The 25106-nt window shown below is 29.1% G+C and carries 24 protein-coding genes; 5 read left to right on the top strand and 19 right to left on the bottom strand.

All coding sequences use genetic code 11. From position 1 onward, the window contains the following. Positions 1-23 precede the first annotated feature (23 nt). From holA to JK634_RS14250, 13 genes are all read right to left on the bottom strand, one after another. Complete coding sequence (holA, locus tag JK634_RS14310; RefSeq protein ID WP_202768355.1) at positions 24-1064, bottom strand: DNA polymerase III subunit delta; 1041 nt, start codon at positions 1062-1064, stop codon at positions 24-26. Between the two features lie 18 nt (positions 1065-1082). Then, the gene (locus JK634_RS20475) at positions 1083-2750 is read right to left on the bottom strand and encodes a ComEC/Rec2 family competence protein (RefSeq protein ID WP_202768354.1); all 1668 of its coding nucleotides are present in this window, start codon (positions 2748-2750) and stop codon (positions 1083-1085) included. Positions 2751-2799: 49 nt separating this feature from the next. Further along, on the bottom strand, positions 2800-5142 hold the full coding sequence (locus JK634_RS14300) for a P-type ATPase actuator domain-containing protein (protein WP_202768353.1): 2343 nt from the start codon (positions 5140-5142) through the stop codon (positions 2800-2802). Positions 5143-5212: 70 nt separating this feature from the next. Further along, a complete protein-coding gene (gene spoVAE, locus JK634_RS14295; protein WP_202768352.1) occupies positions 5213-5572 on the bottom strand; it encodes a stage V sporulation protein AE in 360 nt (119 codons plus the stop codon). Between the two features lies 1 nt (position 5573). Continuing rightward, positions 5574-6602 carry a stage V sporulation protein AD gene (spoVAD, locus tag JK634_RS14290; RefSeq protein ID WP_202768351.1) on the bottom strand — a complete coding sequence of 343 codons (1029 nt, stop codon included), beginning with the start codon at positions 6600-6602 and terminating at the stop codon, positions 5574-5576. Between the two features lie 15 nt (positions 6603-6617). Further along, on the bottom strand, positions 6618-7073 hold the full coding sequence (gene spoVAC, locus JK634_RS14285; RefSeq protein WP_202768350.1) for a stage V sporulation protein AC: 456 nt from the start codon (positions 7071-7073) through the stop codon (positions 6618-6620). Positions 7074-7262: 189 nt separating this feature from the next. Continuing rightward, a complete protein-coding gene (gene sigF / locus JK634_RS14280) occupies positions 7263-8018 on the bottom strand; it encodes an RNA polymerase sporulation sigma factor SigF (protein WP_202768349.1) in 756 nt (251 codons plus the stop codon). An 18-nt stretch (positions 8019-8036) separates the two neighbouring features. Continuing rightward, entirely contained in the window at positions 8037-8465 is a 429-nt protein-coding gene (gene spoIIAB / locus JK634_RS14275; protein ID WP_202768348.1) for an anti-sigma F factor, read from the bottom strand. Positions 8466-8476: 11 nt separating this feature from the next. Continuing rightward, positions 8477-8815, bottom strand: coding sequence for an anti-sigma F factor antagonist (gene spoIIAA / locus JK634_RS14270; protein WP_202768347.1), 339 nt, complete (start codon positions 8813-8815; stop codon positions 8477-8479). A 236-nt stretch (positions 8816-9051) separates the two neighbouring features. Then, entirely contained in the window at positions 9052-11349 is a 2298-nt protein-coding gene (locus JK634_RS14265; protein ID WP_202768346.1) for an AAA family ATPase, read from the bottom strand. A 163-nt stretch (positions 11350-11512) separates the two neighbouring features. Continuing rightward, positions 11513-12187, bottom strand: coding sequence for a deoxyribose-phosphate aldolase (deoC, locus tag JK634_RS14260; RefSeq protein ID WP_202768345.1), 675 nt, complete (start codon positions 12185-12187; stop codon positions 11513-11515). A gap of 424 nt (positions 12188-12611) precedes the next feature. Further along, entirely contained in the window at positions 12612-13655 is a 1044-nt protein-coding gene (locus JK634_RS14255) for a DNA polymerase IV (RefSeq protein WP_202768344.1), read from the bottom strand. Positions 13656-13705: 50 nt separating this feature from the next. After that, complete coding sequence (locus JK634_RS14250) at positions 13706-14608, bottom strand: DUF4003 family protein (protein ID WP_202768343.1); 903 nt, start codon at positions 14606-14608, stop codon at positions 13706-13708. A 215-nt stretch (positions 14609-14823) separates the two neighbouring features. Here JK634_RS14250 and nadA point away from each other — a divergent pair, with 215 nt between their 5' ends. The 3 genes from nadA to nadC are packed head-to-tail and all read left to right on the top strand — an operon-like array spanning position 14824 to position 17861. Next, the gene (gene nadA / locus JK634_RS14245) at positions 14824-15738 is read left to right on the top strand and encodes a quinolinate synthase NadA (protein WP_202768342.1); all 915 of its coding nucleotides are present in this window, start codon (positions 14824-14826) and stop codon (positions 15736-15738) included. 1 nt (position 15739) lies between these two features. Then, entirely contained in the window at positions 15740-17044 is a 1305-nt protein-coding gene (locus tag JK634_RS14240; RefSeq protein ID WP_207753649.1) for an L-aspartate oxidase, read from the top strand. Beyond that, positions 17022-17861, top strand: a complete 840-nt coding sequence (gene nadC, locus JK634_RS14235) for a carboxylating nicotinate-nucleotide diphosphorylase (protein WP_202768757.1) — start codon at positions 17022-17024, stop codon at positions 17859-17861. Before JK634_RS14240 ends, nadC begins: the two co-directional genes overlap by 23 nt. Positions 17862-17951: 90 nt before the next feature. Here nadC and JK634_RS14230 read toward each other — a convergent pair whose 3' ends face one another. The 3 genes from JK634_RS14230 to JK634_RS14220 form a co-directional block, all read right to left on the bottom strand. Then, positions 17952-18689 (bottom strand): NUDIX domain-containing protein, encoded by a 738-nt coding sequence (locus JK634_RS14230; protein WP_202768341.1) that lies wholly within the window; start codon positions 18687-18689, stop codon positions 17952-17954. Between the two features lie 156 nt (positions 18690-18845). Continuing rightward, positions 18846-19916 (bottom strand): hydrogenase formation protein HypD, encoded by a 1071-nt coding sequence (hypD, locus tag JK634_RS14225; protein WP_202768340.1) that lies wholly within the window; start codon positions 19914-19916, stop codon positions 18846-18848. Between the two features lie 11 nt (positions 19917-19927). Beyond that, positions 19928-20143, bottom strand: a complete 216-nt coding sequence (locus tag JK634_RS14220) for a HypC/HybG/HupF family hydrogenase formation chaperone (RefSeq protein ID WP_202768339.1) — start codon at positions 20141-20143, stop codon at positions 19928-19930. Between the two features lie 260 nt (positions 20144-20403). Between JK634_RS14220 and JK634_RS14215 the strand changes: the two genes are divergently transcribed. Then, on the top strand, positions 20404-20817 hold the full coding sequence (locus tag JK634_RS14215) for a hypothetical protein (protein ID WP_202768338.1): 414 nt from the start codon (positions 20404-20406) through the stop codon (positions 20815-20817). Between the two features lie 70 nt (positions 20818-20887). On the opposite strand, the gene JK634_RS14210 is transcribed toward JK634_RS14215, so the two are convergent. Further along, positions 20888-22201, bottom strand: coding sequence for a 6-phospho-beta-glucosidase (locus tag JK634_RS14210; RefSeq protein ID WP_202768337.1), 1314 nt, complete (start codon positions 22199-22201; stop codon positions 20888-20890). Between the two features lie 128 nt (positions 22202-22329). On the opposite strand from JK634_RS14210, the gene JK634_RS14205 reads away from it, so the two are divergent. Continuing rightward, entirely contained in the window at positions 22330-23673 is a 1344-nt protein-coding gene (locus tag JK634_RS14205) for an aminotransferase-like domain-containing protein (RefSeq protein ID WP_202768336.1), read from the top strand. Positions 23674-23745: 72 nt separating this feature from the next. Here JK634_RS14205 and JK634_RS14200 read toward each other — a convergent pair whose 3' ends face one another. Further along, entirely contained in the window at positions 23746-23958 is a 213-nt protein-coding gene (locus JK634_RS14200; RefSeq protein WP_338031241.1) for an aspartate 1-decarboxylase, read from the bottom strand. A gap of 178 nt (positions 23959-24136) precedes the next feature. Continuing rightward, a complete protein-coding gene (locus JK634_RS14195; protein ID WP_202768335.1) occupies positions 24137-25057 on the bottom strand; it encodes a transposase in 921 nt (306 codons plus the stop codon). Positions 25058-25106 lie beyond the last annotated feature (49 nt).

The raw sequence follows: 25106 nt of genomic DNA, 5'->3' as shown, positions 1-25106 counted from the left end.
CCGGTCCATTAAGGACCGGTTAATTATTTTTTAGTGGTTCTTACAGTAGAAATCAATAAGAATTCCATTTCTGTTAGTATATTTGTTGAAACACTCTTTATTCGTTTTTCTGTCATAATACAAAGCTTCATACACTCTTCTAATTGACCAACAGTAAATCTATTACTTTGTTTTACTAATTTCTCCATTACAAAAGGATGCATTCTCATTTCTGTTGCTAGTACCTGTGAAGATAACCCTTTCTGAGTCTTTAGTCTTATTTCATAAAGTTTTCTAAATTGACCTTCTATTAATGATAATAATCTATTTAAATTTTCACCTTTAAATATTAGTTCATTCATGAGCATAATAGCTTTTTCAGGTTTTTTTTCTGATATAAAGTCTATTAAGTCAAACACATCATCATCGCCTTCTGAAGGTAATAATTGATCTATATCATTTTTAGTTATTGCTCGATCCAATGTATAGTTTACTAACTTCTCTATCTCACTTTTAATTATATCTAAGTTCTTCTCAACTTTAGTTATAAAATATTTTAGTTCTACTTTTCCGATCTCTTTATTATGTGAAGCAAATATATCTAAAGCTTCTTTAGATAGTCTATCTTCTTTTTGCTTATCTATATGCACTAATGTAGTACTCTTATCTAATGCTATTAGTGTCTTATATTTCTTATTGTTAGGCTTATCTCTTTTGTCATCTAAAAGCACATATGTTAAGAGAACTAAATATGAAGGCGTATTTTTAAAATACTCTATTACTTTTTTAAGTTCACTTTCTGGAAAATCCTTTGAACCCTTTAAAAAATTTGCTCTATATATAATAACCACTTTCTTATCACTCATAAAAGGAAGAGTTTCACAAGCATTTATTATTGTTTCTGACGTTATATTAACTCCATCAAGCTTAATATAATTAAAGTCCTTAAGATCATCTGAGAGAACCTTCTGTGAGATATTTTCAATGGTCTCCTTCATTAACGCTTCATCTGTACCAGCTAAAATATATGAATTTTTAATATTGTTACTTTTAATTTCTCTCTCAAGCTCATTTAGTTTTATCACTTTTAATTCCTCGCTAACTTAAAACCTAATTACTTTGTCTCCCAAAATAAAAATAGTTTCATCTTCTCTAAGAGTTATTATATCATATTTTTCTTTATTTTTAATTAAAGAAAAGCGATACACCTTCTTATTATTAGTTCTTATATTGAATATATTATTATTTATATAAAAGCTATCACCTACCGAATTTAACGGTATAATACTTTTGTTCTTATACTGAGTATTACTAATATTACTCACTTTGCTATTGGTTACTCTATATTTCCATATATCTCCCTTATAACTAACTCTAATATCCTTTCCGTTACTTATATTTATTTTTGTAATTGGAGAATAGATATAAATACTTAATGGAATTAATAGAACTATAGGTATATATTTAAATTCATTAAATCCTTTTTTGATAAAGTAATAACAACCAAGACAAATAATATAGTAGTATACCAATTCTCTTTCAATATTCATCAAAGGTAATGATATTATCTCCATAAAATTTAGCATTAAATTTATCAGACCATTTATAATTCCAGTAACCCCAACCAAAATATCAAAGCAAAAGTTCCACCAATATGTTAAAAGCAGCAAGTTACCCAAAATAACTACAACACTAAAAAAGGGCATTAAAACTAGATTGGTTAATAGTGAATTAACCGAGAAATATCCTATTGAAATCCCAACTATAGGATAAGTCAAAACTTGAGGGGAAATACTTATGGCCATTGCTTCTCTTAAATATTTAGGGTACTTATAAAACTTTTTATTTAAGGGAGTATTAAAGAGTATTATTCCGAGTGTTGCTAAGTAAGATAATTGAAATCCTAAATCCAAGGGGCTATATGGAGTTATTAAACATATTAATATTCCTGATAATGATAAGGATGAAATAGGATTGTACTCCTTATATATTTTTTCTCCAATCTTTAATATTAGAATCATAAGAAATGATCTTAATGTGGCTGAAGATGCTCCAGTGAATAATGTATAAAATGCACAGGTTATTAAAGCAACCTTATAGCCAAAAAGCTTTTCTAACAGCTTATATATAAGAGCCATATGAAATCCAGATACAGATATTATATGTATCAATCCCCAATACTTCATATCATTCTTTTGTTCTAGTGTTAATCCATCTACATACCCGAAAGAAACTGCTGATATCATAGCTGCTGATTCTTTTCCTAGTTTACTTTCTATTTTCTTATAAATCCCCTCTTTATAATCATATATAAAAGAAATTAAATCCCGCTTTTCTTGTTTATAATCTCCCCCATAAATAATACCTACAATGCCTTTATCCATTTCCTTGCTTGGGGTAAAATCTCCACTTATTAGATATTTACTCCCAATGTTAAAACTTAATTTACTGCCCTGAATTATAACTTTTCTTCCTTTATAAATTCCAGTAAATTTTCCATAACTCTGATTTGTTATTCTCACTATATATCTTCCATCATTAACTTTTGGGATTGAATAATAAAAATGATTACTGCTTATGATTAATAAAAAGAATAAAAAAAATATAATGGTACTTTTCTTGCCCCCGAACCAAAATATAATAATAAATGTAATTATTGATAATATTATATATGATAAATTAAAGCTTGAATTATATACAATAGAACCTAAAATCAAACATATAAAAACTGTTACTAACGGATTCTTTAAAATGATATTTTCATTTTGCACAAAAAATAGCACCTCCCTTTCAATTCTTACCTTGGGAAGTGCTATTAATTCACTCTATTTCTGCTTTTTTAAATCTAATATCAAATGTTGCTATAAAAGTTAACAGTAAAAATGCGCCTACTGCTGTAAATCCATAGTCTACTATATCTATTGTCAAAATCTTTACAACAGTACTACCAGCTACTATTAACATTCCTCTTAAAATTATATTTTTAGGAGTTAATTCAAACATATTTTTATTAAATATATATCTGATAAGTATCAACGGCAAAATCAAAGTGTTCATAGCTAAAATAATTAATTCGTTTGAAATTACTTGTCCATAAAATTCAAAAGAAATTAAACTAATTAGGCACTCTGCAATAATCAATATCCAATAAAATGCCTTTCCTGATTTTATCTTTCTATTAATTTCTCTCTTTAATGATTTCAAAAATAATAACTTTTCTAAACAATCTTCTTTTATATATAGGTCTGCTACCTTCTTTACTAATGCTGATGCCTTACCTTTAGCAATCGCTAATGTAGAAAGTGCAAGTAAAGGCAAATCTATAACTTCTTCTCCTGTACAGCAAACCTTATAATTATCTTCTTTAAACATAGTAAATATAGCATTTTTTAACTCTGGAACAATTTTCGAGAAAACTTTAGTTTTTGAAAGAATCTCTATTTTTTCTTCTTTAGTTGAATTAATTAATTCTATACCCGATATTACCTCTGTATCATCTCCAATTAACCCTACTTCTTTACCTACAGTAGCTGCAGTTATTTTGTTATCCTCAGTTATCAATATAGGGTGAATTTTTTCTCTTATTAATCTTCTTAACAAATCATTAATACTTGGATTTGTTGGATTCTCTAATGCTACTATTCCAACAAATACTAAATTACTTTCTATATTTTCTGATGTAGAAGGTTCGTAACTGAAATTTCTATAGGCTACTCCCTGAGTTATTAATCCTTCTTTAGATATTTCATAATCTTTTTCCCTTATTACTTCTCTTTCTTCATCTGTAAATTCTACTTCTACCCCATCCTTCATTATATGAGTACAGCAATCAAGAAGCTCATCTAAATTACCTTTTATATTTGCTCTATATCCTTTTCCAACCTTATTTATTGTTGTATATATACGCTTACTAAAATCCATTGGAATATCAAATACTCTTCTATTTTTACTATCTACTTGAGCTTTATAGATATGCTTTATCCCTGCATATTTAAGTATTGCTATATCTTTCAAATCTCCTGTTCCACTATCATCTGAAGAGTTGTAGGTGGCATTGTTAACTAATAAGCCTATTTCCATAAGCCTAATAAAGTTGAAATTCGACTTGTCATCCTCTTCTAAGTTAGCATACTTTCCATCTGTAAAAATCTTTGATACATTCATCTGTGTTTTAGAAATTGATCCTACTTTATCGATAAATAATACTTCGAAATCATCTATCAAATCAATCCATGAAGGGTTTAATATATTAATATTCTCTTTATCAGCAGTTTTATTAACTAACCTTAAAAATAGCATCATTACAATAATACTTCCAAAAGAAGTAGATGATATAAGTATACTAAATATAAAGTTTTCATCTGTTCCTTTAAGCATTGTTCCTAAAACAATTACTATTATCCCAAATAATAACGATAAGGTTAGGATTTTATTTAATTGATTTTCTGCCTTATCATTTATAGTTTCTTTTCTGATATTAGTGCTATTTAGCATATTCATTATCTTTCCAAGCTGTGTATAATTACCTGTTGCAATAACTATTCCTGTAACTTGTCCAGAAACAACCTTGGTACCTTTAAAAAGTATATTTTTAATTTCACCTAAACTTGTTATTTCTTGAGTTAATTTACTTTCATATTTCTCTGATAAAAACTCTTCTCCTGTTAAGCTTTTCTCGTTTACTTTTAAGTTATCAGAACTTATTATCCTAATATCTGCTGGAATAATGGATCTGTCATCTATTATTACAATATCTCCTACTACTAATTCTTCGGAATTAATTAGCTTTTCTCTACCGTCCCTAACAGCTGTAATTTTACCATAGCTAATAGCACTTAACGTTGTCATTTCTTTCTTTCTGTTGACAAGTTGTCTTAATTTAAAAATTAAAATTCCAGTAGGAATCGCTAATGTAAAAATCGAACTAATATATTTTCCTAAATAAACTCCATAAATACAAATTAAAATGGGTATAATGAACCAAACATTCTTGATAGATTTCAAAATAGATTTCCATGCTTTTTCTTCAAAAATAATATTTATTTTATTATTTCCCCACTTCTCTCTTCTTTTTAAAATCTCTGCTTCACTTAATCCATAATCAATATCACTTTCTAGAAATTCTACTACCTTATTCCAGGAGTTCAAATACCAATTAATCAAAAAAATCACCCCCTGCAAAATGTATAATATAATTTATCGTCCAATATTCAAAAATCCTAAGCCTTAGTCCTTAGGATTTTGTTTTAGGATTAAAAATTAATGCCATAACATAACCAAAAAATACTGCTGCCGTTATTCCCCCAGCCGTTCCTTTTATTCCTCCTGTAAATGCTCCAATTAAGCCTTTTTCATCAACTTCCTTAATTGCTGCCTTTGCTAATGCGTTTCCAAAGCCAGGCAATGGAACACTTGCTCCTGCTTTGCCTATTTCAAGCAACTTATCATATATATTAAAAGCGCCAAGTATCGCACCAAGTGTTACAAATACTACTAGTATTCTTCCAGGAGTAAGCTTGGTTTTATCCATTAATATTTGAGCTATTACACAAATAGTTCCTCCTACTATGAATGAACTTAAATAATCATTCACCTTACATCACTCCCTCTTTATCATACTCTATTACTACTCCATGTGCTATACCTGGAATACTTTCTCCTTGAAGTGATGATGTATTGCTCATTAGTGCACCTGTTGATACTAAAAATACTCTCTTAATTTCTCCTGCCATTAACTTCTTATATAAATATCCACATGCTATTACAGCTGAGCATCCACAGCCACTGCCACCAGAATTAGTTTTTTGTTTCTCGTTATCATAAATTATTTCTCCACAATCTATATAACATTTACTCATATCATAACCATATTCCATCATTAACCTTTGAGTCAATTGTTTCCCGAATTTCCCCAAATCGCCAGTAGCTATTATATCATAATCTTCAGGGCCTCTTCCTAAATCCTTGAAATTTCTACAGATTGTATCCACTGCTGCTGGCGCCATAGCTGCTCCCATATTTCCTGCATCTTTAATTCCATAGTCTTTTACAACCCCTGTGGTTACATGAGTAATCTTAGGAAAATTACCTTCATTCGCCAAAACCATTGCCCCAGCACCCGTTACGGTCCATTGTGCTGTTTCTGGTCTTTGACTCCCATATTCTAAAGGAAATCTAAATTGCCTCTCTGCAGCTGAGAAATGTGATGATGTACTTGCTACTACGTATTTTGCAAATCCTCCATCCATTATTAACGAAGCTAATCCTAATGATTCTGCCATTGTTGAACATGCTCCATATAGTCCAAAGAAAGGAATGTCTAATTCTCTTGCAACAAAATTAGTTGATGTCAATTGATTTAAAAGATCTCCTGCAAATAAGTAATTGATATCTGTTTCACTGAGATTTGCTTTTCTTATGCTATCTTTTATAGTACTATACATAATAGAACTTTCTGCTTGTTCAAAGGTTTCTTTACCGTTTTTATCATCTTCTAAAATTGTATCAAAATATTCACTCAATGGACCCATTCCTTCTTTGGGTCCTACAGTAGTTGATGAAGCAATTATTTTAGGAGGATTTTGAAGCTCTACAGTTTGTAACCCTCTGCGCTTGTTCTTCATAATTATCCCTCTTTCTTATAGAAAATTAATACAGTAGTGTATAATTCCAATTACTACAGATGTCCCTATTCCGTATACTAGAACTGGTCCCGCAATTGTGAACATTTTGGCTGCTACTCCTAATATAAAGCCCTCTTTTTTGAACTCAATTGCAGGAGATACCACAGCGTTTGAAAATCCTGTTATTGGAACAACAGTACCAGCGCCAGCAAAAGAAGCAATCTTATCATATATCCCAATTCCAGTTAATAGTGCTCCAATAAATATCATTATTATCGGAATCCAAATTACTACATCTTCTCTTGATATATTAAAGTTTAAAAGTATATCTGTTAATCCCTGTCCAATTACACAGATAAGACCTCCTACCCAAAAAGCATTTATGCAATTTCTTAAGAGCTTCGGTTTTGGTTCTAACTCCTTTGAAAGCTTATAGAATTCTTTTTTTATTTTTCCTTCTTTTTTATTCAAACTACATTCCCCATTTCTATTTACGAGATATATTTATTATTTCCCAAAAAAATAGTTCTATGATTATTAATATATAATGCAAAAATCATATTACATCTCATTGTCCAACTCTTAATTGAAACGTCTAAGAGCTTAACAGTGACATGTAAATTCTTTAATGAACTATATATAACCATAGAACTATTTGTATTAATCTGCTAATTTTTTTCTCATTTCTGATAAAACTTTCTTTTCAATTCTTGAAACTTGTACTTGAGAAATTCCCAGTAATCTTGCCACTTCAACTTGTGTTTTATCTTTAAAATATCTTAATAGGATTATTTGTCTTGATTTTAAATCTATACCTCTCAAAGCCTCTTTTAAAGCTATTTTATCAACCATACTTGTATCTTCAATTCCAGTTTCACTCAATTTATCAATTAGAAGTACCGGAGAACCATCCTCTTGATGTATAGTATCATAAAGATACTGCAAGGAGGAAGTTGACTCTAGTGCAAAAACGATTTCTTCCTTTTCTATTGAAGAGTACTCTGAAAGCTCTTCTAGTGTTGGTTCTCTATTTAATTTTTTAGTTAATTCTTCCTTAAAGAAATGTAATTTTTTAGCTAGTGTTTTGGTATTCCTACTTACTTTTATTATTCCATCATCTCTTAAAAAACGCTTAATTTCTCCTATTATCATTGGAACTGCATAGGTTGAGAATTTTACATTATAAGAATCATCAAAATTTTTAATAGCCTTCACGAGCCCAATTGACCCTATTTGAAGTATATCCTCATAATCATAACCTCTGTTTAGGAACTTTTTACTTAAGGAAGCAACAAGCGGCATATTCATTTGGATTAGTTTATCCATAGCTTCCTTACTTCCAGCTTTTGATAATCTAATTAACTCTGAATTATCGTTGTAGTTATATTCATCTATTTTCATATCACTTTTACTCATATAACTTCATCACCTAGCCTATACTGAGTTAAACTTTTTTTCTAATATAATCTTTGTCCCCTTGCCTAACTCACTTTCAACTTCTAAGGAATCCATAAAGCTCTCCATTACAGTAAATCCCATTCCACTTCGCTCTAGGTCAGGTCTTGAAGTATAAAGCGGTTCTTTTGCTTTTTCAATATTTTCAATACCAACTCCATGATCTTCAATTATTACCTTAACTTCATTACCTTCTATATAAACTTCTATCTTTATAGTCTCATTAGGATTATTCTCATATCCATGTATTATAGAATTTGTAACGGCTTCAGAAACTGCAGTTTTAACATCTGTTAACTCCTCAAGAGTTGGATCTAATTGTGATACGAAAGCAGCTACAGCAACTCTCGCAAATGCCTCATTTTCTGACTTACTTAAAAACTCAATTTTCATACTATTATCAATCATCTTCACTCCCCCTAATTATTGCAGTTTATAGCTTCCTCTATGCTATCATAAGCCTTAATAATCTTAAATAATCCCGAAAGCTCAAATACTCTCTTAACATTTTTTGTGGCCTCTGCAATAACAACTTTTCCACTTTTACTTGATAATTTTTTATATCTTCCTATTACTACGCCAATGCCAGAGCTATCCATAAATGTCACTGCAGAAAAATCTAATATCAAAATTTTAACTCCATCTCTATCAATCCTATCATCTATTTTAACACGTACTTCTTCAGCACTATGATGATCTAATTCTCCTCTTAAAGTTACTATTAATTTATCATTACTTTTATTGAATTTTAGATACATAACTTTTACTCCAAAGTAACTTACTTTAGAGTTCCACACCTCCTTTTCTTTATCCGCTGTTTCCTTCTTTTTCCTTATATTACCATATTATTACTTATGTAGTCAAAGGATTTTTATTTATTATTGAATTTATATTACTTTTATAGGGTTTTAAGTTGAACTAATCACTGCTTCAATTTTAATCATAATAAAACCCCAAGAACTACGTTAGTTATTTCTTGAGGTTTGTTTTAGTTTTATAACTTTTTCATACTTTTATATTTATCTACTTCACTTTTCAATGTACCAAGAAGATTTTCAATAGTCTCTCCTTCTTTTAGCATAAGAATTTCTAATGCATCTGATAAAGTATCCATAGTATATATAGTAAATATTCCTTCTTTTACTGCTCTTTCAACCTTTGGGTTAAGAACAATCTCATCGGCATTTAATGAAGGTATAAGTACCCCCTTATTCTCCACATTATTCATTAGAGAACATACATTAAAGAACCCTTCAATTTTCTCATTAACTCCTCCAATAGGCTGTACCTCTCCAAACTGATTTATGGATCCTGTAACTGCTATATTTTGTCTTACTGGTATTTTACTTAATGAGGAAAGAATTGATACTAATTGAGCCACCGATGCTGAATCTCCATCTAACATTCCATAAGTTTGCTCAAAACTCAAGTGGAAATCTACTGGCATAGTCTCATAGGCTGAGAAAAAATTACTTAATACTCCATGTATTATAGCTACAGATTTACTATGAATATTACCACTTAAATTACTTTCTTTTTGCGCATCAATTATTCTTCCTTGCCCTTTTGTACAAATAGATGTTACCCTAATAGGTTTTCCAAAACTTAAATATCCTAAATCTATTACAGATAATGCATTTACTGCTCCGATTCTTTCACCCATAACATCCAAAAGAATTTTTTTATCGCCATAAGATTTTAATATTTCTTTTTCCACTAATTCCTGATCATATAATCCTTCAATTATGGCTTTTTCCGTGATTTCATTTCCATATATCTTGGAATAGTTATCTGCTAAAAATAATATTTTTTCAATTTCTTTTTTATTTATATAAATCTTTTTACGATTAGAAGCCTTACGTGATAAATATTTAAATATTTCTTTTATCGCACCTTCTGTAACTTTATGAAGATCATTATTATCAACCACCTCTAAGATGCTGTTCATAATCTCAGAGATAACTTGATTATTTATATCCACAACTGGATTAAATTGTGATCTTAGTGAAAATAGATTTTCAAAATCTTCATCATAGTTATATAACAAATCATAACTTTCAAAATCTCCAATTAATATAACCTTTAAATTCACATCAATTGGTAATGGTTTAAGTCCATTTAATGATAGAAGTTCAAAATACCCCCTATTAAAATCATATGAAACCTTTTGATTTAAAAGAGTCTTTTTTAAATAGTAGTAACTCCCTGCATTATTAACTAAGGAACTCATACGTAAAATTAAACATCCCTCATTCGCTTTTAAAATAGACCCAGCTGTAATTAATGAGATATCTGTTGTATACACTCCATTATGATTTTCATATTCTATATTTCCTAAAAGATTGTTTATAGTTGGATCTTCTTCAAATATCACTCTAGGGATTTTATTATCGCTGTTGTCTACTATTACATTTACTACATATTTATTTATTATTTCTATGATTTTATCTTCGTCATCATCAAAACTCATAGTATAATTTTCTATTAATGCCTCTTGAATATCATGATTAACAAATTTAAAATATTCTAAGGAGCTTTCATCATCAGCAAGATCTTTTGCATATTTACTTTCATTTGCTAACTGAATTTTCTTAAGATACTCTTTTAATATGTCTTTTATCTTCTTAATTGAAGTTATTTCTAACTCCTTTAACTCTTCTAATATTTCAGCTGCATCAGTTTTTAGCTTGCTTGCTTTATTTAGTATATCTTCTCTATCCTTATGCTTAAGTGTGTCATATTCCTTTTCTGTCATAGCTATGCCTTCTTTAAGTGGAATAAATGCAAAACCTTGACTGGTTGACTTAAGATCAAATCCCTGATTTTTTGCTAAATCTATTAAAACCCCTATATGATGGCTTCTCTTTTTATAAATGTCATCAAGGATGTCTTCTTTTTCCTTGTTGTCAGAAGAATTATAAAAATCAACTATAGCATCAAAATAATCTTCTTTGATGGATTCTATCACCTTATTTAATTTTTTCCCCAAGGAGTTTTTTACCAAAAGGGGTGTTGGATATCTTGAATCTTCATATATTACATAACAAATATCTTTTGGACTCTCCTTACTACTAAGAGATTCCTTTACATAATTCATGATATTTTCTATCTTATCCTTTGAAAAGGAGTCTACAACATACACATTGTATCCTTCCTTATTAATATTAAAAGCAAATTTAATCTTCTTATATACATCATAATACTCTGGAAGGTTAATTTTTTCCCTTAAGGGGAATGCATTATTCAAATCAATATTATATATAACTTCATCTATTGGCAATATTCTCTTCATAGGCTTTAACTACTCGCGAGAGTAGTTTCCTCCTTAAAATAATTGTTTATATATAAATATTCCAAATAGTCTATTTTAGGCATAGTTTTTATTTAAATAGTAAAAAAATCGTCAGGACACAATTATGAACTGACGATCTTTTAAATAATATTTTATTAACTTTTTAATAGTTTCCTTTTGCTGTTTTTCCTTCAACTATTTCTATTGAAGATGAAGCTCCTATTCTTGTTGCTCCATTGGCAACTACTGCTTCAGCATCAGCCAAACTTCTAACTCCACCAGATGCTTTAACTCCCATATCAGGACCTACTGTTTCTCTCATTAATTTTATATCTTCTGGTGTAGCTCCACCAGTTGAAAATCCTGTTGAGGTTTTTACAAAATCAGCACCTGCCTCTTTTGCAAGCTTACAAGCCATTACCTTCTCTTCATCAGTTAAAAGACATGTTTCAATTATTACTTTTGTAAGCGCTTTACCTTTTGCCGCATTAACAACAGCTTTTATATCTTCTCTTACATAGTCATAGTCTTTATCTTTAAGTCTTCCTATGTTTATAACCATGTCTACTTCATGTGCACCATTTGCTATTGCATCTTCTGTCTCAAATGCTTTAACTTTTGGAGTATTAGCTCCTAAAGGGAATCCTATTACTGTACAAACTTTAACATCTGTTCCTGCTACCAACTCAGCAGCTAACTTAACATTTGTAGGGTTAATACATACAGATGCAAAATTGTATTTTACTGCTTCTTCACATATCTTTTTAACACTTTCAATACTTGCTTCTGGTTTAAGTATAGTATGGTCTATTATTTTAGCTAATTCACTACCATTCATAATTTAAAACCTCACCTTCGAAAACTTTTTCAAACAAATTATAAAGCAAATTTGACATTATGTCTACCTTATTTATTTCTCTACTATATAAATTAAAAATAATGCAATTTGTATAAAATACAATATTATATTATTTAATCCAATAGGAAATACCATTAATAAGTTTATTATAAGTAATACCTCCAAAGGTATTAAAACGTAATATTTTATTGATTTTATTCCCAAGGAAATAAGAATGAATAAAATTAGGAGTCCTCCTAATATTGAGAGAATAGCAGATGATACAAAATCAAATTCTAGACCTTTCCACTTAAATCCAGCTGAATAAAATAAGTAAAATAAACTCAAAAAAATATTAAATATAATTAAGAAAGTAAAGCTTCCCCATTTAGCTAGTCTTTTCATCTTTCCTCCATAAGTAGATTTAAAACAATCTCATTTGATACATAGTATTCTCTTTTAATGAAGAAATGGATAACCCGATAAGTCTTAGGTCTTCTTCTATGTTCTCTTCTGTTAAAATATTGAAAGACTCATTAAATATATCTTCATAACTATTTATATAAGTATTAAGCGTCTTGCTTCTTGTATGGGATTTAAAATCCCAGGTCTTATATTTTATAGTTATGGTTCTTCCTGATAATTCTCTTTGAGATAATAAATACGATATTTCTCTTGAGAAATTTTCCAAGTAAGTTCTTAGCTCATTTATGTTATTTGTATTATGTTTCAAAGTTGTTTCCTTACCTATAGATTTTCTTTCATGACTTATTTTAACTGGTCTATTATCTATGCCTCTTATTCTATCGTATATTTCGTTCCCAAATTTACCAAAATAATATGAAAATAATTCTTTAGGTAATTTATATAATTCATGTACCTTAAATACCCCGATATTATTCAATTTTTGTACTGATTTGACCCCTAATCCATATACCTTTGAAATAGGTAATGGAAATAGAATTTCCGGCATCATCTCTTTTGTTATTTCCATGATTCCATCAGGTTTATTCCAATCTGATGCTAGTTTCGCAAGAAACTTATTATAGGAAATCCCTACAGATATTGTTAAACCAAGTTCTGTCTTAACTCTATTCTTTATATATTTAGCTGCTTCTATTGGCTCAAACTTTGAAGAGGTTATCTCTATGTATGCCTCATCTATAGAAAGGGGTTCTATTATATTAGAAACCTCTTCTAATATATCAAATACCTTTTTAGAAATATCCTTATATCGTCCATATCTTACTGGCAGAAAAACTCCGTGGGGACACCTTTCCTTAGCCATAAAAATAGGCATAGCAGAATGTACACCATAAGCTCTCGCCTCATATGAACATGTTGACACAACTCCTCTTTCACTTGTTCCACCAACAATAACAGGTTTACCTTTCAAGGTTTTGTTATCCATAACCTCTACGGAGGCAAAAAAAGCATCCATATCTACATGAATTATTCTTCTTTCCATAACTCCTCTTTTCAAACAATTATGTGAATTTTAATTGAATTAACTCTTAATTACGTTAATTCGCTTAAAATAGACATTTCCTGTGTCTTTGTAAAGTTAAATATACAAATTGCAATAAGCTCACAAATTTCATCCTTAATTAGTTTTTCTTCATTAATTATTACTAGAGCAAAAGACAAAAATTTTCTAAAGCTTTTATCCATGAACAATTGTAACTCAGTGTGTTCTTCAAGAAAGTCTTGGCATCTCTCGAATTTATTTGTGTATTTATCATAATCCTTAAAAAATAAAGGATATAAAATAGCATATTGATGTTCAAATTTATTATCTATAATACTTTCGTTAATATCAAACTTTTCATTATATATTAAAGACATATTTACAATATCTTGAGTGATATTTGAACTTTTAGCTTCTAAGTTCTCATATAAATTAAAACATTCATTATAATTTTTTTCAATATATTCTAATGTAATTTCTTTAGCTACCATCAAAGCCACTATTGGATAATCTTCTTCCCAAGTAATCTTGGAATTTTTCCTTTGAATTTTAATAAAAACATTATGAAATTTATTAACAAAATCCTCTTTTCCATACTCAGATAAAATGTAACATGCTAAAGCTAAGTAACCACCTTCTTTATACCCCATCGAAATTAATTCTTCTTCTATTTTTATTAATTCATCTACTTTTAATTTATAGTCCTCATGTTTTAGTGAAATCAGCAGTGAAACTATGTATAAACCTGTCCCTCTAAATGATGAATGCCAAGGAGTATTTTTAGAAAAATACTTCCTTATATTTTTCACATTGATTGTATTAACATCCTTCTTATTAACCACTTCAAGTAAGGCTGCAAAGTAATTTAAATATTCCCCATCAAATCTTAAATCTAATTTTACTCTGTTATATTTGTCTATAATTATATTTGATAACCTTCTAACTTTATCCATGTAAAACAACTCCAGTTAATCATATTATTTTATAAGTTATTTAATAACCTATTATAATTATTACATTTATTTATTTGTTAGTCAAATTAACAATATTTAAATTTTTCTTAAATTATGCTACAAAACTATAAATTTTCCTCCATAGTTGAATAAAGTTTACTGTAATGATATACTGCTGTATATACAGTTGTAAATATGCTTTGGAGTGTGAATTTATGAATTTAATTGAGGAAATAAACAAACTAAAAAGAGAAAAAAATGCACTTATTTTAGCACACTATTATCAGTCTGATGAGGTTCAAGATATAGCTGACTATGTTGGTGATTCTTATTATCTAAGTAAGGTAGCTATGAGTTCTCCTGCTGATACTATTGTTTTTTGCGGAGTAAAATTTATGGCAGAAAGTGCGAAAATTCTTTCACCCAATAAAAAAATTATTTTCCCAAATCCTGATGCAGGCTGTCCAATGGCAGACATGGCAAGTGCAGATAAGTTAAAGGATTTTAAGGAAGAACATCCAAATGCAGTTGTTGTCTGCTATATCAATTCAAATACAGATGTTAAAAGCCTTTGTGATGTATGCGTAACCTCCTCCTCCGCAGTTAATATTATAAAAAATATACCTAATGAGGAGATAATCTTTTTGCCTGACAAAAATCTAGGAGAATACATTGCAGAACAATTTCCTGATAAGAAATTTTACTTATGGGATGGATATTGTATAACGCATAAGAAGGTAAAGGCTCAACATGTACAAGCTATAAAGGAAATAAAGCCTAAGGCTGAGATATTAGTTCATCCTGAATGCGAAAGGGAAATACGCGAATTAGCAGATTTTCTTGGAAGCACTGGGGAAATAATAGATTATTCAATAACTTCTCCAAGCGAAGAATTTATTGTAGTTACTGAATCAGGAGTACTTCATGAAATGAAAAAAAAGAGTCCTGATAAGGAATTTTATGTACCTGGTACTACTATGACTTGTATTAATATGAAAAAAACTAATTTAGAAGATATTTATTTATCGTTAAGAGATAACATAAATGAAATTAATATAGACGAGGATATAAGAATCAAAGCATATAAATCTTTAGAAAATATGCATATTTTATCACAAAGAAGGGATTAAGTTGGAAAAATACACAGATGTTTTAATTGTTGGTAGTGGAATTTCTGGTCTTTATCTTGCACTGAATTTAGATAAAGATATCAATGTAACCATTATTACAAAGGGGAAACTAAATGATACCAATAGTTATCTAGCACAAGGAGGTATCTCCACTGCTCTTTCAGATGAAGATATTCCCCTATTTATAAGTGATACCTTAAAAGCTGGCAAATATAAAAATGATGTTGCTGCTGTAGAAATACTGGCTAAGGAATCAATGGAAAATATATTGAGATTGGAAGCTTTAGGAGTTCCTTTTGATTCAACACCTGAAGGTTTTAAGTTTACAAGAGAAGGTGCTCACAGCATTAATAGAATTGTTCACGTTAAAGACTCAACAGGAAAATCAGTACAAGAAACATTAGTAAGTTCAGTTAAAAAGCATAACAATATTACCATATTAGAAGATACAACTCTTCTAGATATAATAGTAAAAAATCGTTGTTGTGTGGGCGGACAAGTTTTAATTAATGATAATCAAATCTCTATTCATTCTAAAGTAGTTGTTCTCGCTACAGGTGGTATAGGGGGGTTGTTTGCAAATTCTACTAACCAAAGAGCCTTGACTGGTGATTCTATAAACATAGCAATAAAGCATAAAATAAAGCTTAAAGATCTTAAGTACATCCAAATTCATCCTACAGCTTTATATGATAACAACTCAGATTCAAGACGTTTTTTAATCTCCGAAGCTGTTAGAGGCGAAGGGGGAAAATTGCTAAATGCGAGGGGACAGAGGTTTATAAATGAGCTTCTCCCAAGGGATGTTGTCTCAAAAGCAATATTTGATGAGATGAAAAAATTTAATGTTCCTAACGTTTTTCTAGACATTTCATTTTTAGATGAAGATTTTATTAAAAATAGATTTCCTGCTATATATGAAAATTGTCTTAATAAAGGGATTGATATTACTAAAGAACCTATACCAGTCTCTCCCGCCCAACACTATTTTATGGGAGGCATAGAGGTAAATACGCATTCTGAATCTTCTCTAAAATACCTATATGCTGTAGGAGAAACAAGTTGTACAGGAGTTCATGGTGCCAATAGGTTAGCATCAAATTCTATTTTAGAAGCCCTTGTATTTTCAAGGCGCGCAGCTAAATCTATTAATTCTTGTATATGTGATATTCCAATTATTAATATGAATCATCCATTAATTGATGGCAATATTAATAATTTTATTTATGAAAACAAAGTTAATACAATAAACTTATTTAAAAGGAGTGCAAATAATATAAATGTTGAATTTTCTTATAGTAGATAAAATAATTAAAGATGCTTTAGTAGAAGATATTCCAACTGAAGACATTTCTGCAAGTTCAGTTATTCCACTTGGTTCTATAAGTAAAATTGATTTACTTGCCAAAGAGGACGGAATATTGGCAGGATTAGATGTCTTTAAAAGAGTTTTTGCTATTTTAGGAGATGTTGTTGTATCTTTATATAAAAATGATGGGGACAGAGCATTCACTGGTGAAAAATTTGGAGAATTGGTTGGCAACACTCATAATATACTTATGGGGGAAAGAGTTGCTCTAAATCTTTTAGGTAGGATGAGTGGGATTTCAACTACAACAAATAAAGCTGTTAAAATTCTTGAGGGTTCTAAAACAAAAATTTTGGATACTAGAAAAACCACACCTAACCTAAGAATATTAGAAAAATATTCTGTTAAAGTTGGAGGTGGAGAAAATCACAGACAAAATTTGTCTGATGGAGTTCTCTTAAAAGATAATCATATTTCCTTTGCTGGAAGTGTAAAAAAAGCAGTTGAACTAGCTAAGAATAATAATTCATTTGTTAGAAAGATTGAAGTTGAGACTGAAACCCTAGAAATGGTTAAGGAAGCCTTAGATGCAGGTGTTGATATTATTATGTTAGATAACATGAGTATTGAGAATATTAAAGAAGCTTTGTCTCTTATTAATGGAAAATGTTTAGTTGAATGTTCTGGTAACATCACTCTTAACAATCTAGAGAATTACAGCAATCTTGGAATAGATTATATATCTTCTGGAGCATTAACACATTCTGTGACTCCTTTAGACCTATCTATGAAAAATCTTAGAGAAATTAAATAGTATATTTTAAGAGCAATGAATGCTATGAGAGCTAAATGAGCTGCATTTGAAATTATTATTCAAGTGCAGCTCTCTTTTAATTTAGTATTGCTATCTATCTTCATAGCTTTTTAGTCTTTCTATTTCCTTAACTTTTTCTATGGCAACACTTAATAACTTTGCATGATCCCCAGCAATATCTGATTTATCTATTATTTCATATGACTTATTCTCTAATATATAGCCTTTTTTACTTATTACTTTGACTTTAGGGCAAATTTCTATTTCATTATTTCTAAGATAAATATCCAAAATATATTCTTCGGCATTATTTATAGGAGTTTTTCTACATTCAACCTTAAACCAGCTTGCTTCTTTAGCATCATCACCTACTTTTGCTTCCTTCTTATCCTTAATTAACGCCAAGTAGGCTATAGTAATTATCCTATCCCTCTTATCTCTGCCTACATCCCCAAATGCTTGCAATTGCTGAAATTCCAATCCTTCAATGAATGTTTCTTCTCTTAATTCTCTAAGTGCCGACTCCTCCAAATTTTCGTCCATTTCGATAAAACCACCTGGGAAAGCCCACTTCCCTTTATCAGGATAATTTCCTCTTCTAATAAGAAGAACTTCCATACCATAATTAAAATATTCAACAGTTTTTGTGCCTCTGTCCCCCAAGTTTTTGGTATCTTCACTTTTTGTTTCATTACTTTTGGTGTCTCTGTCCCCAAAATTATTAATGCAGAAAATAATATTGTCTACTGTTACAGATGGCTTTTTATATTTTGAACTATCATAATTTCTTAGGAAATCTTCCTCTGTTAAGTTTTCTCGATCTTCCACTTATATACACCTCTCATTCACTAACTTAATTTTACTATTGGTTTTTCAAAAGTAAAATAAACTTTCTATAAAAAAGATAAAAACACATGTAAAGAATACTTAATGCATTATAATTATCTGCATTTCTATTTATTCTCATTGTGTTTTTATTATATATTACAAATATTTATTTAATACATAACAAGCACCTTCACTTGATGCCATAGTAGGACCTATTGGTGTGCTAACTTTACATTCATTTTTAAAATAAATACACTTAGTAGGGTTTAACTCTCCTTTAATTACTTTTTCACATATCTTGTTTTCACCACTACATGTCTGACCTATATATTTACTTAATGGATATATTTTTTCAATATCATAACTATCATACTTACTCTTTAGTGAATATATAGATTCCTCTAACTTCCCTATGGCTCTATTATCTCCAGCTTTTGAATAGAAGAATTCTTCTATTTGTGATTTAGCAAGTCCATTTCCATCATAAGGTATAAATAATTTATAGTTATCCTCAACTTTACCTTCTTTTTTTATCTTCTGATTAACAATCATCTCCACTGAGCTTACTATATCTAGAAAAGAAAATCCAGTTATAACCGATGGTATCTTATGTTTGTTAATAAAACTATATCCTTCTTCACCAATAATAAGCGAAATATTTCCTGGGAGAATGAATCCATCTACTTTTTCTTTTGGTTCATTAATAAAATAACTTATTATTCCTTTTATACATCTATGAAGTGAAAGTATATAAAAATTATTTAATTCTTTATTTATAGCCTCAGTTAACGAAATTATTGTTGCTCCAATATTTGTTTCAAAGCCTGTTGCAAGAAATATGACTTTCTTGCTTTGATTATGAATTGCTATGTTAATAGCGTCTAAACTTGAAAAAATCACTTGTATACTTGCACCTTTAACTTTTGCTTTTTCTAAGGTAATCTCACTTGAGCTTCCTGGAATTCTAAGCAATTCACCGTAAGTTGCAAGAATAACATCTTCTGTCAGCGCTAAATTATATAAATAATCAATATAATATGGGGGAATAAGCGTTACTGGACAGCTACTTCCTATAGAAAATTTAAAGTTACTATTTAAAATATCCTTTAATACATACTTCTCTATTGCTGAAATATGTGTTTCACTAAACACCATTATATTAATATCATCTTTATAATCATTAATTCTATTGACCGTATCCTTAATAACAAGATTAATTCCTCTCATTCAATTCTCCTTTAAAGCTTTGACATACTGTCCATGTACTCTTTTATTTCCAAAGCATCTTTCTTTGATACTTTGTTTAATGCTACTCCTGAATTAATTAATATATAATCTCCTTCTTCTAATGAATCAATAAAATCTATTCTAACATTTTTTCTCATTCCGTTAATTTCACCCACTGCTTCATTACCCTTAATCTCAATCACTTTAAGTGGTATTGTAATTCCCATTTAACCCCCTCCTAAACCTAATAATAATATTTTATCATATTCGCATATATAAAATCCACTTTTTATCAATGTTTTTAAATCAAATGAATTATTTTGTTAATAAATCATTAATTTAAGTATCATTTTGTGAAAATGAAAATACTAGATATAAATATATTTTTACTATTTTATTAACAATTGTGTTATGTTATAATTACATTGTTATTTTATGTTTATATAATAGATTTCATAATAATGTTTATTGCAAAGGAGCTATATTTATGGGTTTTAAAGAAAAAATGCAAAAGTACTATACTGATAACTACATAAAGAAGTATGGTGATAGAATGACTCAATTCCAAGGAAATATTCTATCCACTAAAATAGAGGAAAAAACCATTCTATGGATTTTCCACAAAATAACTGCCACAATAATAGTAAAACCAGACACTAGTAAAATGGTTATCAAATGTAGTTATACAAAAGGTCGTTGGTTCAAGAGACCTGACTTTATTCAAGTTAATCAAGGTCATAAGGTTATTGTTATGGGCCTAAAAGGTGAAAAAGGAAAAGATGGTTCAGAATTAATTACTATAATGAACCTAATCAATTTAACAACAAAAGTGGATTTAGTTCCTATTGACCATTCTCAACTAAAAAAAATGAAGCAACCAACTCCAAGAATGAGGGGATAACGCTTCTTAAGCTTAAACAAAAAACATCTCATGTTTTAACTTCATGAGATGTTTTTTTACTGACTGAAAATTATTTATTGAATTGAGGTAGATATTCTTTATGTGCTTCTAATAACTCATCTAAAAGAATCTTAGCCATTTTCTCATCCGCTACCAATGGATTAATTGTTAATGCTAACAATGCTAAGTTATAATCCCCAGATATTGCTGCTTCAACTACTGTCCTTTCAAAACTCTTAATTTGCTGAATTAATCCATTAATTTGTACAGGTAATTTTCCTATATTTATTGGTTTAGGACCATCCTTTGTGATGATACAACTTATTTCTACAGCTGATTCAGCTGGTAAGTCTGCAATTGCTCCATTATTTATTGTATTTACAGCTTGGATATCCTTTTTATCATTATATATAGAATTAATTAATCTACATGCAGCATCACTATAATATGCTCCTCCTCTTTTTTCTAATTGAGGTGGTTTAATATCAAGATTTGGATCATCATAAAGCTTAAATAAATCCTCTTCTAATCTCTTTACTACTTCTGCTCTTGTTTCTCCTTTTGCAAATTCCTTTAATTCATCCTCAAGCATATTTTTGCTTTGATAATAATACTTATGATATGGACAAGGCATAACGCCTAATGCTTTGATAAATTCAGGTGTCCACTCGAAGTCTTTTATATTTTTTACTATCCCGTCTACCTTTCCTTCACTAATTGTTTGAATTATTTCTTCATTTACTCTTTTTCCATCTACATATATATTTAAACCATAAACCATATGATTTAAACCTGCGAAATCCATTCTAACTCTTTCATGCTCTACATTACACATTTTAGCTACTGCCATTTCCATTCCAATTGGAACATTGCATAATCCGATTACTTTTTTATTTCTTCCATGTCTAAGTAATGCTTCTGTTACAATTCCAGCAGGATTTGTAAAATTAATTAACCAAGCATCTGGGCAAAGTTCAGCCATATCTTTATCTATATCTAATATTACAGGAATTGTTCTAAATGCTTTAAACATTCCCCCTGCGCCATTTGTTTCTTGTCCAATTACTCCATGACTTAATGGTATTCTTTCATCTTTAATTCTTGCATCTAAAAGTCCAACTCTTAATTGAGTAGTAACAAAATCTGCTCCTTTTAAAGCTTCTCTTCGATCTAGAGTTGTGTGTATCTCCATAGGTACTCCAGCTTTTTTAACCATTCTTTTAGCTAAATCCCCAACTACTTCAAGCTTATGTTTTCCAGCTTCAATATCAACTAACCATAGTTCTCTAACTGGTAATTCCTTATGTCTTTTGATAAAGCCTTCAACTAATTCCGGTGTATAACTTGAGCCTCCACCGATAGTAACTATCTTTAATCCATCCATAAATTATTCCTCCTTTTAGTTACAGAAAATTATATTTATTTCGTCTATAGATTAATGTTATATCATTGAAATCGATTATTCAATTGAGATATAATTAAACTGTACCAGTACAGTTTGGAGGGTTATCTATGACAAAGTATGAACAAATCATTTATGATATAAAAAATGATATTAACGGTAAAAAATATAAAACCTCAAAGAAATTGCCTTCTGTTAGAGACTTATCTCTAGCTTATAACTGTAGTAAATCAACAGTTATTAAAGCTTATGAATCGTTAAAGAATAGTCATTTAATTTACTCCGTCCCCCAAAGCGGATATTATGTTGTTGAGGAGCATATCACACCTATATCAATGCCAAATACATTTATAGATTTCTCTACTGGTAATCCCAATATAGGTAAAATTCTAACTCCAGATTTAAAACATTGTCTTAACAGAGCTGTAGATATCTATGCAAATCAACCTATTGATCCTGATGTTTATGGTATTGATTCTTTAAGACACTTATTACCAAGCTATCTTGCAAAATTTCAAGTTTTTACATCAGTTGATAATATATTTATTAATCTTGGAATACAGCAAATTTTAAGTATATTAACGAATATGCCTTTTCCAAATGATAAAAAAAATATTTTAGTAGAAAATCCTACTTACAGATACTTTATCTCATTCTTAGAAAACTCTGGTATAAAGCCAATAGGAATTGAGCGTAACGAGTATGGTATTGATTTAAATGAACTTGAACATATCTTCAAATATGGTGATATTAAATTTTTCTATACTATACCGAGGAATCATAATCCCCTAGGCACAAGGTATTCAAAATCTCAAAGATTAGCAATTGCAGATTTAGCTAAAAAATATAATGTTTATATAGTTGAAGATGACTATTTTGGTGATATTGAGTTTGATTCTAAGTATGATCCAATATATTCATACGGAGATCATCATAACTTTATATATTTAAAAAGTTTCACCAAGATAATTCCATGGATAAAACTTGGTCTAACTGTAGTACCTGATCATTTAATCGATGATTTCAAGTTGCATGCAAATTATTCATATTATTACTCTTATTTTGCTCCTTCATTAGTGTCTCAAGCTACACTAGAGATTTATCTTAAAAGTAATCTTTTATCAAAACATATAAAGTCGATAAAGACAGAGCATAAAATTAGACTTAACCTTCTAAAAGAAAAGATGGGTGAACTATCAAACTTAAATATATCTTTCACTAAGCCAACCTGGGGATTTTATTCTTACATATTTCTTCCTGAGTATATAAATGAGGATTTATTTGCTAAGAAATTGGGGGACAGAGGCATAAAAATTGCCAAAGGTCGACCTTACTTTTTATCAAATTCGACCTATAAAAAAGGTATAAGATTAAGTGTAGCAAAGCCTAATACCAATGAAATTATTACAGGAATGGATGAAATTATAACTCTATTAAAAAATGGATATCAATAAAATATTGATATCCATTAAACCTTTACATTATTATTTTATAATCCCATTCATTTCACGACATCATATGGAAAGTTATGGAGATTCCTCATTCTTTTCATAACTTGTTACTAAACTAATATTATTTCCCGCTTCCAGAACTACTACCTTTGGTTTATGAGTTTTCACTTCTTCTTTATCCATTTCACAGTATGCCATTAAAATAATCTTGTAGTTCTCTTTAATTATACGAGTTGCTGCTCCATTTAGGAAGAAATTTTTACTTTCTCTGTCCCAGGCTTTATTTATATTATTTATGTTTCAAATGTATCTCAATTATTCACATCTACAATTTGTGCTTTTTCATAACCTAATAAATCAGCTAATTCCATCAATTACAGCCCAATTTGGCGCCACCTAATATAAAAGTTATCACAGCTACTTGATTATTTAAAATGGTTTTAGCTATAAAAAATGATTAATCATTTTATATAACTGATAAATATTCATCCATTATATATGTGTAATTGGGATTCTTAAGCATAAGAGCAACTCCTGAATTACTTAGCTTGTATATTGTATTTATTGAATGATTATTGTAAATATCATATATTTCTCTTACCTTCATTTTGCAAAAACACCTCATAAAAAGAAACAAAAAAGATTTTACAATATTTACTTCATTATTATATTTTAAATTCATAAGTGATTTATCTATCATAAATTTTTCACTTAGATAATTAGTTATTTTATCTATGGAGTGTTTTAAATCTCTACCATTGCTTTTATTATTCTTTAACTCAACTATTTCCTTATTTATATCATTTTTAAAATCAATATCCTGATATTTCATCTTAGTGTAGTTTTCAATGGCTAATTTATAACTTTTCCTTGGAGTTTTAATATTATTTGAAAATAAAAACAATATTCTACTTGTGTCAACAATATTATATTTATCTTTCTTTCCATAAAAATAGTTTGATAAACTAGAATAATAATAATTTTCTAATGAATTTCTATATATATTAATATCCTTAGGATTACTGTGTATATATAGTGACAATAAGTACAAATATCTATCATTATTAATTAATTTACTTTTAAATCTATCTAGAAAAAGATGCCCATTTCTTTTATATTTTCTATTGAAATAAAATGCATATTTCGAATTTATAGACTGCATTATTTCAGAAATATCTGCCCCATTTGAGTCTATTATAAAATGTCCATGATTACTCATAATACAGAATGCATAAATTTTGAACCCAAATAACACCTGCTTTTCTTTTATAATTTTAAGATATTTATCTTTATCCTCGTTATCATTGTATAATTTCAACTCTGGTATACTTTTAACCATAATATGATATATTCCATGTTTTCTCTTAATTCTAGATGTTCTAGCCACAAAAAATCACCATCCATTAAATTAACTTCTAATATTTGTGATTATTGTC

The sequence above is a fragment of the Clostridium paridis genome, assembly GCF_016765615.1.
GTDB classification, from domain to species: Bacteria; Bacillota; Clostridia; order Clostridiales; family Clostridiaceae; genus Clostridium_T; species Clostridium_T paridis.
The sequence above is the reverse complement of the archived record's forward strand: the minus strand, read 5'-3'. Positions and strand labels throughout refer to the sequence as shown.